This is a genomic window from Streptomyces musisoli, from assembly GCF_016741855.1.
Classification (GTDB): Bacteria; Actinomycetota; Actinomycetes; order Streptomycetales; family Streptomycetaceae; genus Streptomyces; species Streptomyces musisoli.
In genome coordinates, this window is record NZ_JAERRH010000002.1 from 266541 (window position 1) to 280717 (window position 14177).

Here is a 14177-nt window from a genome sequence, read left to right on the forward strand (position 1 = left end):
ACCCTCGATGACATGACCGAACAAGGAGCTCCGCACATCGCCCGTCCGCGGATCCTGGTCCTCGGCGTGTGCCCCGGCAAGCCGGGTGAGCCGCCGTTCCGGATCATGGAGATCGACGGTCAGGTGGTCGGTGAGGCCAGGACCGTCACCGACGTCCTGGAGGCGGCCGCCTCCTACGGCATCACCATTCACGATCTCGACGACCCGGACGTGGTCCGCTTCGTGGGCGGCGACAAGTACACCTGGAGGGTGCACTGAACGGTGCACCGGGCGGACGGCTCAGCCGACGGTCCACTTCTGGTTGGCGCCGCCCGTGCAGGTCCAGATCTGCAGCCGCGTCCCGTTGGCCGAGTTGTTCCCGGTGACGTCGAGGCACTTGTCCGCCTGCGGGTTGACGATGTCGTGCGCCCCCGTGACGGTCCACTTCTCATTGGGACCGCCGGTGCAGTCCCACAGCTGGACGGTCGAGCCGTCCGCCGTGCCGTTGCCCGTGACGTCCAGGCACTTGCCGAGCGCCCGCAGCGTGCCGTCCGAGCCGACGGTCCACGCCTGCGCCCCCGTGCCGTTGCAGTCGTAGAGCTGGACCGGGGTGCCGTTCGCGGGGTTCGCGCCGGCCACGTCCACGCACTTGCCCGCGAGCCCCCGGAGGGGCACCCCGGCGGCGCCGTCGCTCGTCGTCACCGACACCGAGTCCACGACCAGCTGCTGCGGGAGCCGGGTGGAGCCGTCCGGGTCGCCGGGCCAGTAGCCGCCGACCGCGAGGTTCAGGATCAGGAAGAACGGCTTGTTGAACACCCAGGTCTTCCCGCCCAGGTCGGCGGGGGTGCGCCGCTGGTAGACGTTCCCGTCCACCGACCAGGTGATCGAGTCGGGGGCCCAGTCGACGGCGAAGGTGTGGAATGCGTCCGCGAAGGCCTGCCCGTTCGGCAGCGAGTAGGGCGCGCCTATGCCGCCCGAGCCGGAGTAGCCGGGGCCGTGGATGGTGCCGTGCACGGTCGAGGGCTCGAAGCCGACGTTCTCCATCACGTCGATCTCGCCCGAGTCCGGCCAGTTGACCGGGGTGCCGAGCATCCAGAACGCCGGCCACATGCCCTGCCCGCGCGGGATCTTCATGCGCGCCTCGACATGGCCGTACCGGGCGTCGAACTTCCCGGCGGTGTTCAGCCGCGCGGAGGTGTACTGGCAGCTTCCGTACCAGCACTGATAGCCGGCCGGATTTTCCTTGCGGGCCGTGATCACCAGATGGCCCTGGCCGTCCAGGGCCGCGTTCTTCGTACCCGAGGTGTAGTACTGCCGCTCGTGGTTGTTGACGTTGTCTCCGGTCTCCAGTGTCCACTTCGAGCCGTCGACGGCCGAGCCCGCGGGCCCGTCGAAGGAGTCGGAGAAGGTGGTGACGGCCGCCGCCGCCGGGGCGGCGGTCCGGGCCCGCGCCGGGCCGACGGCGACGGATCCGACCAGTGCGGCCGACAGGACGGCCAGAAGACATCTGCGGAGCAGGCGGGGGGAGGCCATGGCTCTCCGTTCCGGTGGGGGGAATGACGCCTCTTGATTTAAGGAGTGAGATAAGAGGCAGTCAATACCTTGGTCCGGACCGGATCCTGACGATCACTCGGCCGACGGCCGCCGCACGCGCCGGTGCACCCCGTGTCCGAGCCGCCGCCCCAGCAGCAGCCAACCCAGCAGCGCCCCGGCCGTGTTGAGGATGACGTCGTCGATGTCGAAGGCCCGCCCGGTGACCAGCGCGCCCTGCGCGAGTTCCACCATCAGCATCACCAGCGCCGTGAGGCCCAGCACCCGCAGCACCCCCCGGGCGCGCGGGGCGAGCACCGGCACCAGCACCCCGAACGGCACACCGAGCAGCAGGTTCCCGCCGATCTGCTTGACGGTGTCCCGGAACTGTCCCTGCTCCAGGTAGGCGTTCAGCGAGCGGCCGGGGTGCAGGTTGCTGTGCGTCAGCGGCACCGAGGCCGGGGACGGTTGCAGGGTGAGGCGGGCCAGGACCACGGCGAACGCCACCATGCACGCGAAGGCGACCAGCATCGCCAGCAGCCGGACCGGCAGGGGGAGCGCGTGCCGCACCACCGGCGAACCGGGCTGCGCCTCCGCCTTCCGGGAGCGGCGCAGCGCGGCCGGCAGGCGGCGGCGGGCCGGGGTCGGCTCTGTGCGCTGCCGCTTGCGGGAGCGGCGCAGCGCTGCGGGCAGGCGCGGGGCGGAACGGGCCGGTCCTGCCGGCTCCCGCTTCCCGGGGATGCGCAGGGCCGCGGGCAGACGCGGCAGGGTCCGGGCCATTCGGTCCTCCTCAACTTCGCCGATTGGTAGGGCGGTTACCCGGCATCGGAGCCGGGATGCCGGCCCTCCCGGAGCGCCGGGCGCACACCCGGGTTTCCGTTCACGCCTCCGGGGCACTCCGGGTGCGGACCCGCGTGCCGCCGCTCCCGCCCGGGGCGGGCGGTGCTTGGATGCCCTCAGCGGCACATCGGACATATCGCCGCTTACCCATGCGCAACGGGCCGAGGAGGTGCCGCATGACCCGTCGTACGGCCCCCCGTGCGGTCCTCCTCGCCGCCGGTGAACTCCTCGCCTGGTGGGCCGCCCTGGCCCTGCTGTGGCTGGTGCTGATCTCGTCGGTCGACACCCTGGAACGGATCGTCGGCGCGAGCTGCGCCGCCGTGGGCGCGATCCTGGCCCGGCTCGGCCGGCGGGCGGTGACCTGGCGGTGAACGGCTGGATCCTCGCGGCGACCGTCGCACTGGGCGGGGGAGGGGCAGCGGTGCTGTGGGGCGTGACCACCGGGCCGCCGGCCCGTCGGGTGATCGCCCAGAACCTGGCCACCTCCGCCGTCTGCCCGGCCCTGCTGCTCCTGTCCCAGGGCTACGGCCGCCCGGCCTACGTCGACCTCGCCCTGCTGCTGGCGCTGCTCGGGCCGGTCGGCACGCTCGTCTTCGCCCGGCTGCTCTGCGACGACCTGTCCGAGGAGGGTGCGAGCGCCTGGGCTCTGACCTGGACGGCGGCCGGGCTGGGCGCGGCGGCCGTCGTGGCGCTGTGCGTGGCCGTCGGGCCGGGCCGGGCGATGGTGAAGCTGCTGGTGGTCGGCGCCCTGCTGATCAGCGGCAACGTGATCGCCTCGCGGGCGCTGGCCGGCGGGTTCCGAGGGGTGCGGGGTGGCTGACGGGCTGAGGGGAGACACACTGTGTCCGACGCGGTGATCGTCGTTGTCCTGCTGCTGGTGGCCGCCTGTGCCACCGCGGCCGTGGTCCAGCGCGACCCCGCCCGCCAGGCGCTGGTGCTGTCCGTCCTCGGCGTGCTGCTGGCCGCGCTGTTCACCGTGCTGCAGGCCCCGGACGTGGGCCTGTCCCAACTGGCCGTCGGTTCCGCGCTGACCCCGCTGCTGATCATGCTGTGCGTGCGCAAGATCAGACGCCGCGGGCGGCCGAAGGAGGACGCGCGGTGAACCGGCTGCGGCTGTGGCTGCTGGCCGTGGGCGGCGCGGGCCTGGCCGCCCTGCTCGTCGCCGCCTGTCTCGACCTGCCCGGCTTCGGCGGCCGGCGTCACCCCTACGGCGACCGGGCCGTCCAGGCCTCCCTCGCCCGGCACACCGCCAACACCATCTCCTCCGTCAACTTCGACCAGCGCGCCTACGACACCCTCGGCGAGATGAGCATCCTGTTCGCCGCCGTCCTCGGCTGTGTGGTGCTGCTGCGCCAGGCCCGCGACGAGCACCGGGACCGGCCCGAACCCGCCGAGGTGGCCCGCCCGGTCCGCCGCTACGCCCTGCTCGTGCTGCCCGTCGCCCTGGTCACCGGCCTGTACGTCGTCGCACACGGACAGCTCAGTCCCGGCGGCGGCTTCCAGGGCGGGGTCGTCGCCGCCACCGCCCTGCACCTGCTCTACCTCGGCGCCGACTACGGGGCGCTGGAACGCGTACGCCCGCTCGGCGTCTACGAGACCTCCGACGCGGTCGCCGTCTGCGCCTACCTCGTACTGGGCCTCGCGTCGGTCCTGGCCGGCACCGCGTTCCTGGCCAACACCCTGCTGCCGTACGGCACCTTCAACACGCTGTCCTCCGGCGGCACCGTCCCCCTGCTGAACGCGGCCATCGGCATGGAGGTGGCGAGCGCGGTCGTCGTCCTGCTCGCCCACTTCCTCGACCAGGCCGTCGAGATCGAGGAGGAGCAAGGAAGTTGAGAACCGTGATGCACATCCTGCCCTACCTGGTCGCCGCCTACGTCTTCGTGACCGGCTGCTACGGCCTCGCCACCAGCCGGAACCTCATCCACGCCGTCGGCTGTCTCGCCGTCTGCCAGTCCGCCACCTACGTCCTGCTGCTGGCGGTCGGCTACCGCGACGGCGCCACCGCGCCCGTCTTCTCCGACATCGCGCCAGGCTCCCGGCCGGTCGTCGACCCGGTCGTGCAGGCCCTCACCCTCACGGACATCGTCGTCGGCGCCACCGTCACCGCGCTGCTGCTCGCCCTCGTCCTCCAGATCGCCAAACGGCACGGCACGGTCGACCCCGACGAACTGCGGGAGCTGCGCGGCTGATGCACCACCTGATCCCGTTGCTCGTCGCGGTCCCGCTGCTCGGCGCCGCCCTGCTGGTGGCCACGGGCCGCGTCCTGCCCCGGATCGCCGCCGAGATCACCGGCTTCGTGGTCTCCGGCGGCACGGCCGCGCTGGCCGTCGTGCTGCTGCTGAACTCCGAGCCGCCCATGGTCGAGTGGATCGGCGGCTGGCTGCCCGTCGGCGGCGAGAGCGTCGGCATCCTCGTCGTCGGCGACGGTCCGGCACTCGGCATGGCCACGGCGGTCTCGCTGCTGACCCTGGCGGCCCTCGCCTACGCCTGGCGCTACTTCGACGAACCCCTGGGCGGCCACAGCGGCGCGTTCACCGCGCTGATGCTGGTCTTCCAGGGCGCCATGTGCGGATTCGCCATCGCCGGCGACCTGTTCAACGCGTTCGTGTTCTTCGAGCTGATGAGCGTGGTGGCGTACGCCCTGACCGGCTACCGCATCGACGAGGCGAAGGCCGTCCAGGGCGCCCTGACCTTCGGGGTCGTCAACTCCCTCGGCGCGTACGCCATGCTGATGGGCATCGCCCTGCTGTACGCCCGCACCGGCGAGCTGGCCATGACGAAGATCGGGCGCGGGCTCGACGCCACCGGGCACGGCGGCCCGGACGCGCTGGTCCTCGCCTCCTTCGTGCTGGTGCTCACCGGACTGCTGGTCAAGGCCGCGGCCGTCCCCTTCCACTTCTGGCTCCCGGACGCGCACGCCGTCGCGCCCACCCCGGTGTGCATGCTCCTGTCCGGTGTCATGGTCGAACTCGGCGCGTACGGCGTCTGGCGGGTGTACGGCACCGTCTTCGCCGGCCCCGGCGGCATCCCCGCCGCCGACCTGACCCGGGCCCTGGTGACGCTCGGCACCCTCACCGCCGCCATCGGCGCCGTCATGTGCTGGTACCAGCGGCACATCAAACGGCTCCTCGCCTACTCCACCGTCGCCCACACCGGCCTGTTCCTCGTCGGGCTCGGCATCCTCACCCCCGAGGGCGACGACGGCGTCGCCCTGTACATCCTCGGGCACGCCGGGGTGAAGGCCGCGCTGTTCGCCTGCGCGGGCGTCCTGCTGGACCGGTTCGGCAGCGTCGACGAGCACGCGCTGCACGGCCAGGCCCGCCGACTGCGGGCCACCGGAGTGATGTTCGCCGTGGGCGCCCTCGGCCTGGCCGGTCTGCCGCCGTTCGGCACGGCACTCGGAAAGTCCGTCACCGAGGAGGCGGTCGGCGGTCCGCTCACGCTGGTGTTCGTGGCCGCCTCCGCGATCACCGCCGGCGCGGTCCTGCGGGTCACCGCCCGGGTGTTCCTGGGCCTCGGGCCGCGCCCCGAGGACGCGGAGTACGAGACCAGCGGCTCCGACGAGGAGCCCGAGACCTCCGGCCTGCTGAGCCGGATCCCGGACACCATGACGACCGTGCCCGCCGTGCTGCTCGCCGCCGCCTTCGCCGCCGGGGTGGCCCCCGGATTCGGCGCCGTGGTGGCCCGCTCCGTCAACGAGGCCGGCTCGGGCGGCGCCCACGTCTTCGTCCACTGGACCCTGACCGGCGTGCTGCTGGGCGTGGCCTCCTCGGTGCTGGCCGTGGCGCTCGCCGGCCTCGCGGTCACCCGGCCGGGGTGGACGGCGGCTCCCGGCTGGGCCGCGCCCCTCAGGCGCCTCCAGTCCGGGCACGTGGGCGACTACGTGGCCTGGCTGCTGATGGGCGCGACCGTGCTGGGGGCGCTGGCCCTGCCGGGAGTGCTGGGCTCCTGATCAGCCCGCGGTGCCGTAGGAGACATGCACCTCCCGGAAGCCGAGGGAGCGGAGCAGGCCCTGGAGCATGCTGGTGGTGTTGCTCTCCGCCCGGGTGGTCAGCCCGCTGCTCCGCGCCGCGTCCCCGATGTGCCGGACGGCGAGCTTCTGCACGGCCTGCTCGCTGTTCGGGTTGTCCGAGAACAGGTCTCCGAGCCGGTCCAGCAGCCCGCGTTCCTTGGACACGGCGTAGGAGTGGTCGGGGTCCAGGGCCGGCCTGCCGAGCCGTGCGTGCGGCAGGCGGAGGGTGGCGGTCGTGCGGTCGTCGTCGACCGTCACGTCCTTCTCGCCGACCTGTCCGAGGTCGACGTAGGCGTCGACGGTGCCCGCGCCGACGTACAGGGTGCGGGTCCCGCGGATGGCGTCGGGCAGGAACTTCGCGTCCTTGTCCAGGTCCACGACGACCTGGAAGTTGCCCGAGGCGGCGTCGTAACGGCTCATGTCCTGGACGGACTTGAGGAGAGCCGGTCCGGAGCGGTCGTGGGTCTCGGTGCCGAACAGGTCCTTGATGCCCGGCAGTACGGCCAGCCGGATCCCGGCGAACAGCACGGCCATCACCAGTACGAGCGCCGCCACGGCCTTGGCCCAGCCCGGCGGGTGCCTCAGGGAAGTCGTCATCGCGACGGTCCTCCTTCCTGCCCACCGGATTCCCGCCAAGGGCCGTGACAGGCCGGTGCGTCGACCGAATCGCACCTATGACGTAGGCAGTCGTCGCCCCGGTCCGGCCGGTGGCCCGGCCCTCACAGTGAGCCGGACGCGGCCTCGGAGCGGGCCAGGGCCGCGTCCAGGGTCGGCTGCGGCGGCAGCAGCCGGGCCAGGCCGGTGACCCGGAAGACCCGCAGGGTCAGCGGTTGCGTGCACACGAGGTGCAGCTGCCCGCCGTGCTCCAGCACCCGGACGCGCGCCCGGTAGAGCAGCCGCAGCCCCGAGCAGTCGAAGAACTCCACCGGTCGCAGGTCGATCACGACCCGGGTGCCGGCCCGGCCGGTGACCCGGTCGAGCAACGGGCCGATCTCCGTCGCAGCGACGATGTCGATCTCGCCCCGGAACTCCAGCACCGTGTGCCCGCGGTACGTGTACGTGCCCAGCTGCCGGGTGAGAGGTACGGGTTCGTGTCGCACCTCGGCCCCACCTCCCACCCGCACCCCGACGTCGGTTTCCGATCGTCAAGTTACCCTCGATGGAAGGAATTTGAGCATGTTCGATTGACATATGTCTTCGAGTTTCGCCGCGTGTCGTCGGCGCGTGCCGCGCGCCGGGTGGACGCGACCGGGCGGCCAGGGGGACGGAGCCCCCTGGCCGGCCAGGCGGGATCACCCGGCGGCGTACACGCACGCGCCGCCCACATAGGTGAGCGCGACGCTCGTCCCGGCGATCGCCTCCGGCGGCCCGGCGAACGGGTCGCGGTCCAGGACCACCAGGTCCGCGAGCGCGCCGACGGCCACCCGGCCGCTGTCGTCGAGGTGGTTCACGTACGCCGACCCGGCCGTGTACGCGGTCAGCGCGTCGGTGAGGCCGAGCCGCTCGCCGGGCAGGAACACCGGCCGGGTACCGCCCGGCTCCACCCGGTTGACCGCGACATGGATCCCCTGGAGCGGATCGGGGCTGCTCACCGGCCAGTCGCTGCCCGCCGCGAGCCGCGCCCCCGAGCGCAGCAGCGACCCGAACGGATACTGCCGGGCCGCCCGCTCGGGCCCGAGGAACGGGATCGTCAGCTCGTCCATCTGCGGCTCGTGCGCGGCCCACAGCGGCTGGATGTTCGCAGTGGCGCCGAGCCGGGCGAACCGGGGCACGTCGTCGGGGTGCACGACCTGGAGATGCGCCAGGTGCGGCCGGGTGTCGCTCGGCCCGTTGGCCGCCCGGGCCGCCTCGACCGCGTCCAGCGCGTCCCGCACGGCCCGGTCGCCCAGCGCGTGGAAGTGGCACTGGAAGCCGAGCGCATCCAACTCGGTCACGAACCGCGGCAGTTGCTCAGGGTCGATGAAGCTCTTGCCCCGGTTGGCCGTGGCGCACCCGCACCGGTCCAGATACGGGTCGAGCAACGCCGCCGTGTGGTTCTCGGCCACACCGTCCAGCATCAGCTTCACCGTGCCCGCCCGGAACCGGCCCCGGCTCAGCGCCTCGCGCCTCGCCACGAGTTCGGGGATCTGCTCGGCCCCGCGCTCCCGGTCCCACCACAGGGCACCCACCACCCGTGCGGTCAGCGAACCCTCGGCGGCCGCGGTGAGATACGCCTGGGCCGGGTCGTCCATGCCGAGGAAGTCACCGACCAGGGCGTCCTGCCAGGCGGTGATGCCGAGCGCGTGCAGATGCCGCTGGGCGTGCAGCAGCGCGGCCAGCCGGTCGGCGGGGCCGGCGGGCGGGGTGAGCCGGCCGACCAGCTGCATCGCGCCCTCCTGGAGGGTGCCGCTCGGCTCCCCGGAGGCGTCCCGCTCGATCCGGCCGTCGGCCGGATCGGGGGTCCGCCGGTCGATCCCGGCCAGCTCCAGCGCCCGGCTGTTGACCCAGGCTCCGTGATGGTCCCGGTTGGGCAGATACACCGGCCGGTCCGGGACGACCGCGTCCAGCAGTTCCTTCGAGGGCGTACCGCCCGCGAACGCCTCCATCGACCAGCCGCCGCCGAGGATCCAGTCCCGCTCGGGGTGGGCGTCGGCGTAGGCGCGGACGGCGGCCACGGTCTCCTCGGCCGTCGTCGCCCCGGTCAGATCGCACTGGGACAGTTCGAGCCCGGCCGGCACCGGATGGACGTGCGCGTCCTGGAACCCGGGCAGCAGCAGCCGCCCGGCCAGGTCCACCACCTCCGTGCGCGGCCCGGCGAGTTCGCGCAGTTCCGCGTCCCCCACTGCGGTGATCCGGTCGCCGGTGACGGCCACGGCGGTGGCGGTGCGGCCCTCGGGGGTGAGGACGGGGCCGCCGGTGAAGAGCAGGTCAGCGTGCATGATGCCTTTCCTGGTAGGTCAGTTGGTGGGGGTGAGGAGCTTCGGCGAGCCGGCGTCGGTGCCCGCGCCGGTGCGGAAGTACGGCGACTTGCGCACCCATTTCGCCCAGCCGGCCACCACCAGACCGGACACGATCATCGCAACCGGCATGAGCAGCAGGAACCAGCCGTTGTCCGCGCTGATCTCGAAGTGGTCGGCCGAGGTGTAGAAGGACCAGCCGAGGTAGCCGCCGAGGCCCAGCAGGGCCAGGGCGGCGAGCGCGGGCAGCACCACCGCCCGCAGCGCCTGCCGCCGGTCCGTGCGCAGCAGCGAGCGGAAACGTGCGGCCGCCGCCAGCGCGGTGAGCGCGTAGGACAGGGCGACGACGATCCCGACCGCGTTCACCGTCGCCATGATCATGTCGGCGAGGCGGGGGATCACCAGGGCGAGTACCGCGACCCCCGTGGCCAGCGCCCCGATCAGCAGCGTCCCGGCCGCCGGGGTTCCGTACCGTGCGCTGAGCCGGGCCCACACCGGACCGAGCGTACGGTCCCGGCTCATCGCGAACGCCCCGCGGGCCGTCGGGATCACCCCGGCCTGAAGCGAGGCCACCGCCGAGAACATCAGCGCCACCAGCGGCAGCGCGGCCAGCGGCTGGTCGGCCAGCCGGTCGCCGTAGTAGGCGAGTCCCTGCGCGCCGTGCCCGGCCAGCTCCGGTGCGGACAGCACCCGCTGGAAGGCGACCGAGCCGAGCAGGAACAGCCCGAGCGTCGTCACCAGCGTGATCAGCCCGGCCCGCGAGGCGTCCCGCGGATCGCGCACCTCCTCGGTGACGGTGAACGCGGCCTCGAAACCCCAGTAGCAGAACACGGACAGCAGCAGGCCCTGTGCCAGCGCGGTGGCCGACGGGATGGCGAACGGGTCGAACCAGGACAGGCTGAAGGCGTGGGAACCGGTGACGATGCCGTAGCCGCAGAAGCCGAGCAGGACGACGTACTCGAAGACCAGCAGCCAGGCCTGGAACCGGGCCGCGGTACGCACCCCGGTCACGGCGGTCACGGTCACCGCGGCCAGCACCACGACGCCCAGCGCCGTCGTCTGCGCGGTCGAGTCCGGGTCGAGGCCGAGCGAGCCGATCCGGTGCAGACCGGCCCGCCCCGCCAGTTGCAGCAGGGTCGAACCGGTGACCGCCGTGGTGTAGGCGAGGAACGCCACGCTCGCCACGATGTTCACCCAGCCGACCGTGAAACCCAGCCAGGGGCTGAGCGAGCGGCCCACCCACACGTAGCCGTTGCCCGCGTTCGGCTCCACCCGGTTGAGCCGGCAGTAGGCCCCGGCTATGCCCAGCACCGGCAGGAACGCCAGCAGCATGATCGCGGGCAGATGCGGGCCGACCACCCCCGCGGTGACGCCGAGCCCGATGCCGATGCTGGTGGTCGCCGCCGTGCTGGAGGCGGCGACGGCGACGCCGTCCAGCACGCCCAGGGATCTGCGCAGTCCGGGACGCGCGGGGTCGTCCCCTCCGATGGTTCCGTCGTTCATGGCCGACTCTCCGCTCGCACCGCGGGGGCCTCGGTCGGCCCCGGTGAGCGGACATGAAACTGCCGGGGCACTTAACAGGTCAACGGTGTTGTCATAAGGTGCCGGGGCACGTCCCAGGGAGGCCTCCATGAGCGACCGCGTCGTCCCGCCCGCCGCCCGGCAGCGCAGACGCCCCACCAGACAGGGCGTCGTCCTGTCCGCCGAGCTGATCGTCGACACCGCGCTGCGGCTGATCGAGGAGCACGGCGCCGACGCCCTCTCCGTGCGCCGGCTCGGCCGGGCCCTGGGCGCCGACCCCAGCTCGCTGTACCGGTACTTCCGGCACACCGACGACCTGATGCTCGCCATCGCCGACGAGCTGATCGGCCGTACCCTGCGGTCCTGGCGGCCCACCGGCGACTGGATCGCCGACCTGCGCGATCTCGGGCTGCGCATGCACGCCGGTGCCCTCGCGCACCCCCGGGCCGCGGTGCTGAGCGCCCACCGCGTCACCGGCCGCGCGCACGAGATCCAGGCCGTGGAGAGCATCCTCGGCGTGCTGCGCCGGGCCGGGTTCCCGGGACAGGAGGCGGTGCGGATCTACCACGCGTTCGTCGACCAGGCCCTCGCCTTCGGCGCCCTGGACTCCGCGGGCACCGCCCTGCCGCGGGCCGCCCGAGAGGCCGAGGCGGAGGTGTGGCGGACCACGTACGGCCGGCTGGCCGCCGACAGCCACCCGCACATCGCGGCCACCGCCCGGCACCTGGTCACCACCATGCGCACCAGCTCCTACCCGGCCGCCCTGGATCTGTTCCTCACCGCCGCGCGGACACGCCTGGCGGAACTCCGTGCGGGAACCGGCCATCCCCGGCCACACTGATCGGAAACGATCAGACACAGGAGGCCGTACGCCATGACCCCGCCCCCCGCCCGCTCCGCCGAGCAGCGCAAGAAGGACACCCTCCACCGACTGGAGAACGACGTCGACGCGTGGGTCGCCACCGCCGGCCCCGACGGCGCGGCCCCGTACCTCGTGCCGCTGTCGTTCGTGTGGGACGGCACCGCGCTGCTGTTCGCCACTCCGGCGCAGAGCCCCACCGGCCGCAACCTCGTGGCCACCGGCAGGGCCCGGCTGGGCATCGGCCCCACGCGGGACGTCGTCCTGGTCGACGGCGTCGTCCGGGCGGTGACCCCCGAGGACCTGCCCGAGGAGGACGCCGAGGTCTTCGCGGGCAAGACCGGCTTCGACCCGCGCCGACTGGCCACCCCGTACCTGTACTTCACGGTCGTCCCGCAGCGGATCCAGGCCTGGCGCGAGGAGAACGAGCTGCGCGGGCGGGATCTGATGCGCGAGGGGGAGTGGCTGGTCGCCGACTGATTCCGGCGGCCCGGGATATCCGCTGGGGAGAGGACACATCCCGGGGAGGATCCATGGCACTGGTGAAAGCGGGCGTGGTCGTGCTGGATTGCGCCGAGCCCGAGAAACTCGCCGAGTTCTATCGGGAGTTGCTGGAGGGCGAGCGGACCGCCGCGTCCGCCAATCTGGTGGAGGTCCGGGGTGCCGACGGCGTCCGGCTGGCCTTCCGCCGTGACGTCAACGCGACCCCGCCCAGCTGGCCACGCCCGGAGAACTCCCTCCAGGTTCACCTCGACTTCCTGGTCGAGGACCTGGACGAGGCCGAGCGGCGGGTGGTGGGGCTCGGAGGCCGGCCGACCGAGACGAGGGACGCGGCGGGCCCGTACGAGGAGCGCGGCTACGCCGACCCCGCCGGACACTCCTTCACCCTGCGACTGCTGCCCCCGACGGCACCGAAACAGGGCTGACGGCCGCCCGGCGGAACAGGGCCGCCGGGGCAACCGCCGGGGGCAAGAGGGCCGCCGCCGGGGCAACAGGGCCGAGCGGCGCCGGGGCGCCAGGCGGCTCGGTGCGGGCTCCGCCGGGCGGCCGCGCAGCGTTCGGGGGTACTCCCGCGGTTCCCCGAGCCGCCACCGGTGCGGAGCGCTCGTCGGTGCCGATGTGCTCCGCCGGAACCAGAGCCCTCCGCGGCGCCCACCCCGGGCCCCGCGCCCGCCGTTCTGCCGACGGGAGAGAACGGCTTGGCAGGGCCCGGTCATCACCTACCGTCCGGTCTCATGAGGACGACGTTCACCACGCGCACGGTCGAATACCCCGCCGACGGCCTGACGATGATCGGGCACCTCGCGCTCCCCGCGGGTGCCGGCCGCCGGCCCGCGGTCCTGATCGGACCCGAGGGGGTGGGCCTGAACGACTTCCAGCGCGGCCGGGCCGACGCACTCGCCGAACTGGGATACGTGGCGCTGGCCTTCGACATCCACGGAGGGCGCTGGTTCACCGACCCGCAGGAGATGCTGGCGCGCACGACTCCGCTGCTCGCCGACCCCGACCGGATGCGGGGTATCGGCCATGCGGCACTCGATGTGCTGCGTGCGCAACCGCGGACCGACCCGGAGCGGATCGCCGCCGTCGGCTACGGCACCGGGGGTGCGATCGTGCTGGAACTCGGGCGCGACGGCGTCGACCTGCGGGCGATCGCAACGGTCAACGCGACCACCACGGGCCGACCGGGCGAGGCGGCGCGCATTCGCTGCCCGGTGTGGGCCGGGGTCGGGTCGGAGGACCCGATCATGCCGCCCGCGCAACGGGACGCGTTCACCGCCGAGATGCAGGCCGCGGGCGTCGACTGGCGCCTGGTGGTCTACGGCGGAGCCCGGCACGCCTTCCACCACCCGCCCGTCGACCAGGACGTGGTCCCCGGCGTCGGCTACCACCCGCGGCACGCTCAGCGGGCCTGGCACGACATCGTCGCCCTGCTCGCCGAGTGCCTGCCCGTGCCGGCGTGAGCCGGAGAGCCGGTGGAGAACCGCCGTCCCCACCGGGGCGCGAGCGGCCGCCGGCTGCCCGTAGGCACCGGACGTCCACCACGCCATGCCGCCTGGTCCGGTAGGGGTGCACACGCACTGTGACGATCCGCCGTGGCATCGCCTCCCGCCTTCCCGGCCGGCGTGGGCGGCGGACCGGCCTGCTGCCCGGCCCGCCGAGGACCGGTTCTCAGTCCCGGCCGCCCTTGTCGGTCGCCGGCCACACGCCCGTCGACCGGGCGATGGCCTTCGCGCCGGTGCGGTCCACGGCACTGCGCACCACCGCGAAGATCGCACCCTGGACCGCCGCGGCCAGCAGGATCTCGCCCCACCCGCGGTCCGGGTCCAGGGCGTCGGGCGCGTCGTCCTCGTGCCGGATCGCCTTCCACGCCTGCCGGAAGGCCATCCCGGCCAGCGCGCCGCCTGCCCAGCTGAGTGCGAATCCGACCGGCTTGTAGGCGAGAGGGAGCTTCTTCTTCTTGTTCTTGGCCATGTGTGACTACTTCCTCGTCAGG

General features: G+C 73.2%; 18 protein-coding genes. 11 read left to right on the forward strand and 7 right to left on the reverse strand.

Features of this window, described 5'->3' with window-relative positions:
- Positions 1–12 precede the first annotated feature (12 nt).
- On the forward strand, positions 13–258 hold the full coding sequence (locus JK361_RS05130; protein ID WP_201814452.1) for a hypothetical protein: 246 nt from the start codon (positions 13–15) through the stop codon (positions 256–258).
- A 21-nt stretch (positions 259–279) separates the two neighbouring features.
- Here the strand turns inward: JK361_RS05130 and JK361_RS05135 are convergent, their stop codons facing one another.
- Both JK361_RS05135 and JK361_RS40990 read right to left on the reverse strand, forming a co-directional pair.
- A complete protein-coding gene (locus JK361_RS05135; RefSeq protein ID WP_201814453.1) occupies positions 280–1512 on the reverse strand; it encodes a ricin-type beta-trefoil lectin domain protein in 1233 nt (410 codons plus the stop codon).
- Between the two features lie 93 nt (positions 1513–1605).
- A complete protein-coding gene (locus JK361_RS40990) occupies positions 1606–2289 on the reverse strand; it encodes a VanZ family protein (RefSeq protein WP_236052494.1) in 684 nt (227 codons plus the stop codon).
- A gap of 236 nt (positions 2290–2525) precedes the next feature.
- Between JK361_RS40990 and JK361_RS05145 the strand changes: the two genes are divergently transcribed.
- The 6 genes from JK361_RS05145 to JK361_RS05170 are packed head-to-tail and all read left to right on the forward strand — an operon-like array spanning position 2526 to position 6304.
- Complete coding sequence (locus tag JK361_RS05145) at positions 2526–2720, forward strand: hypothetical protein (RefSeq protein WP_201814454.1); 195 nt, start codon at positions 2526–2528, stop codon at positions 2718–2720.
- Entirely contained in the window at positions 2717–3169 is a 453-nt protein-coding gene (locus tag JK361_RS05150) for an MrpF/PhaF family protein (protein ID WP_201814455.1), read from the forward strand. Before JK361_RS05145 ends, JK361_RS05150 begins: the two co-directional genes overlap by 4 nt.
- A 21-nt stretch (positions 3170–3190) precedes the next feature.
- Positions 3191–3451, forward strand: coding sequence for a Na(+)/H(+) antiporter subunit B (locus tag JK361_RS05155; protein ID WP_201814456.1), 261 nt, complete (start codon positions 3191–3193; stop codon positions 3449–3451).
- A complete protein-coding gene (locus JK361_RS05160; RefSeq protein ID WP_201814457.1) occupies positions 3448–4185 on the forward strand; it encodes an MnhB domain-containing protein in 738 nt (245 codons plus the stop codon). Before JK361_RS05155 ends, JK361_RS05160 begins: the two co-directional genes overlap by 4 nt.
- An 8-nt stretch (positions 4186–4193) precedes the next feature.
- The gene (locus JK361_RS05165) at positions 4194–4541 is read left to right on the forward strand and encodes a sodium:proton antiporter (protein ID WP_201814980.1); all 348 of its coding nucleotides are present in this window, start codon (positions 4194–4196) and stop codon (positions 4539–4541) included.
- Complete coding sequence (locus JK361_RS05170) at positions 4541–6304, forward strand: complex I subunit 5 family protein (RefSeq protein ID WP_201814458.1); 1764 nt, start codon at positions 4541–4543, stop codon at positions 6302–6304. The genes JK361_RS05165 and JK361_RS05170 overlap by 1 nt, the downstream gene beginning before the upstream one ends.
- On the opposite strand, the gene JK361_RS05175 is transcribed toward JK361_RS05170, so the two are convergent.
- From JK361_RS05175 to JK361_RS05190, 4 genes are all read right to left on the reverse strand, one after another.
- Positions 6305–6961, reverse strand: coding sequence for a DUF4230 domain-containing protein (locus JK361_RS05175; protein ID WP_201814459.1), 657 nt, complete (start codon positions 6959–6961; stop codon positions 6305–6307).
- Positions 6962–7083: 122 nt separating this feature from the next.
- Positions 7084–7464, reverse strand: coding sequence for an anti-sigma factor antagonist (locus JK361_RS05180; RefSeq protein ID WP_201814460.1), 381 nt, complete (start codon positions 7462–7464; stop codon positions 7084–7086).
- A gap of 192 nt (positions 7465–7656) precedes the next feature.
- The gene (locus JK361_RS05185; RefSeq protein ID WP_201814461.1) at positions 7657–9282 is read right to left on the reverse strand and encodes an amidohydrolase; all 1626 of its coding nucleotides are present in this window, start codon (positions 9280–9282) and stop codon (positions 7657–7659) included.
- An 18-nt stretch (positions 9283–9300) separates the two neighbouring features.
- On the reverse strand, positions 9301–10803 hold the full coding sequence (locus JK361_RS05190) for an APC family permease (protein ID WP_201814462.1): 1503 nt from the start codon (positions 10801–10803) through the stop codon (positions 9301–9303).
- Between the two features lie 127 nt (positions 10804–10930).
- Here JK361_RS05190 and JK361_RS05195 point away from each other — a divergent pair, with 127 nt between their 5' ends.
- The 4 genes from JK361_RS05195 to JK361_RS05210 all read left to right on the forward strand — a co-directional run bounded on the left by JK361_RS05195 (position 10931) and on the right by JK361_RS05210 (position 13644).
- Positions 10931–11662 (forward strand): TetR/AcrR family transcriptional regulator, encoded by a 732-nt coding sequence (locus tag JK361_RS05195; protein ID WP_201814463.1) that lies wholly within the window; start codon positions 10931–10933, stop codon positions 11660–11662.
- A gap of 33 nt (positions 11663–11695) precedes the next feature.
- Positions 11696–12160 (forward strand): pyridoxamine 5'-phosphate oxidase family protein, encoded by a 465-nt coding sequence (locus tag JK361_RS05200; protein WP_201814464.1) that lies wholly within the window; start codon positions 11696–11698, stop codon positions 12158–12160.
- Positions 12161–12213: 53 nt separating this feature from the next.
- Complete coding sequence (locus tag JK361_RS05205) at positions 12214–12606, forward strand: VOC family protein (RefSeq protein WP_201814465.1); 393 nt, start codon at positions 12214–12216, stop codon at positions 12604–12606.
- A 309-nt stretch (positions 12607–12915) separates the two neighbouring features.
- Positions 12916–13644 carry a dienelactone hydrolase family protein gene (locus JK361_RS05210; protein ID WP_201814466.1) on the forward strand — a complete coding sequence of 243 codons (729 nt, stop codon included), beginning with the start codon at positions 12916–12918 and terminating at the stop codon, positions 13642–13644.
- Positions 13645–13852: 208 nt separating this feature from the next.
- Here the strand turns inward: JK361_RS05210 and JK361_RS05215 are convergent, their stop codons facing one another.
- Positions 13853–14155 carry a DUF4235 domain-containing protein gene (locus JK361_RS05215; RefSeq protein ID WP_201814467.1) on the reverse strand — a complete coding sequence of 101 codons (303 nt, stop codon included), beginning with the start codon at positions 14153–14155 and terminating at the stop codon, positions 13853–13855.
- Positions 14156–14177 lie beyond the last annotated feature (22 nt).

Excerpts from the sequence above, each read along its gene's own strand:
- JK361_RS05130 (WP_201814452.1), top strand. The coding sequence starts at position 13 with ATGACCGAACAAGGAGCTCCGCACATCGCCCGTCCGCGGATCCTGGTC.
- JK361_RS05135 (WP_201814453.1), bottom strand. The coding sequence starts at position 1,512 with ATGGCCTCCCCCCGCCTGCTCCGCAGATGTCTTCTGGCCGTCCTGTCG.
- JK361_RS40990 (WP_236052494.1), bottom strand. The coding sequence starts at position 2,289 with ATGGCCCGGACCCTGCCGCGTCTGCCCGCGGCCCTGCGCATCCCCGGG.
- JK361_RS05145 (WP_201814454.1), top strand. The coding sequence starts at position 2,526 with ATGACCCGTCGTACGGCCCCCCGTGCGGTCCTCCTCGCCGCCGGTGAA.
- JK361_RS05165 (WP_201814980.1), top strand. The coding sequence starts at position 4,194 with ATGCACATCCTGCCCTACCTGGTCGCCGCCTACGTCTTCGTGACCGGC.
- JK361_RS05170 (WP_201814458.1), top strand. The coding sequence starts at position 4,541 with ATGCACCACCTGATCCCGTTGCTCGTCGCGGTCCCGCTGCTCGGCGCC.
- JK361_RS05175 (WP_201814459.1), bottom strand. The coding sequence starts at position 6,961 with ATGACGACTTCCCTGAGGCACCCGCCGGGCTGGGCCAAGGCCGTGGCG.
- JK361_RS05185 (WP_201814461.1), bottom strand. The coding sequence starts at position 9,282 with ATGCACGCTGACCTGCTCTTCACCGGCGGCCCCGTCCTCACCCCCGAG.
- JK361_RS05190 (WP_201814462.1), bottom strand. The coding sequence starts at position 10,803 with ATGAACGACGGAACCATCGGAGGGGACGACCCCGCGCGTCCCGGACTG.
- JK361_RS05195 (WP_201814463.1), top strand. The coding sequence starts at position 10,931 with ATGAGCGACCGCGTCGTCCCGCCCGCCGCCCGGCAGCGCAGACGCCCC.
- JK361_RS05200 (WP_201814464.1), top strand. The coding sequence starts at position 11,696 with ATGACCCCGCCCCCCGCCCGCTCCGCCGAGCAGCGCAAGAAGGACACC.
- JK361_RS05205 (WP_201814465.1), top strand. The coding sequence starts at position 12,214 with ATGGCACTGGTGAAAGCGGGCGTGGTCGTGCTGGATTGCGCCGAGCCC.
- JK361_RS05210 (WP_201814466.1), top strand. The coding sequence starts at position 12,916 with ATGAGGACGACGTTCACCACGCGCACGGTCGAATACCCCGCCGACGGC.
- JK361_RS05215 (WP_201814467.1), bottom strand. The coding sequence starts at position 14,155 with ATGGCCAAGAACAAGAAGAAGAAGCTCCCTCTCGCCTACAAGCCGGTC.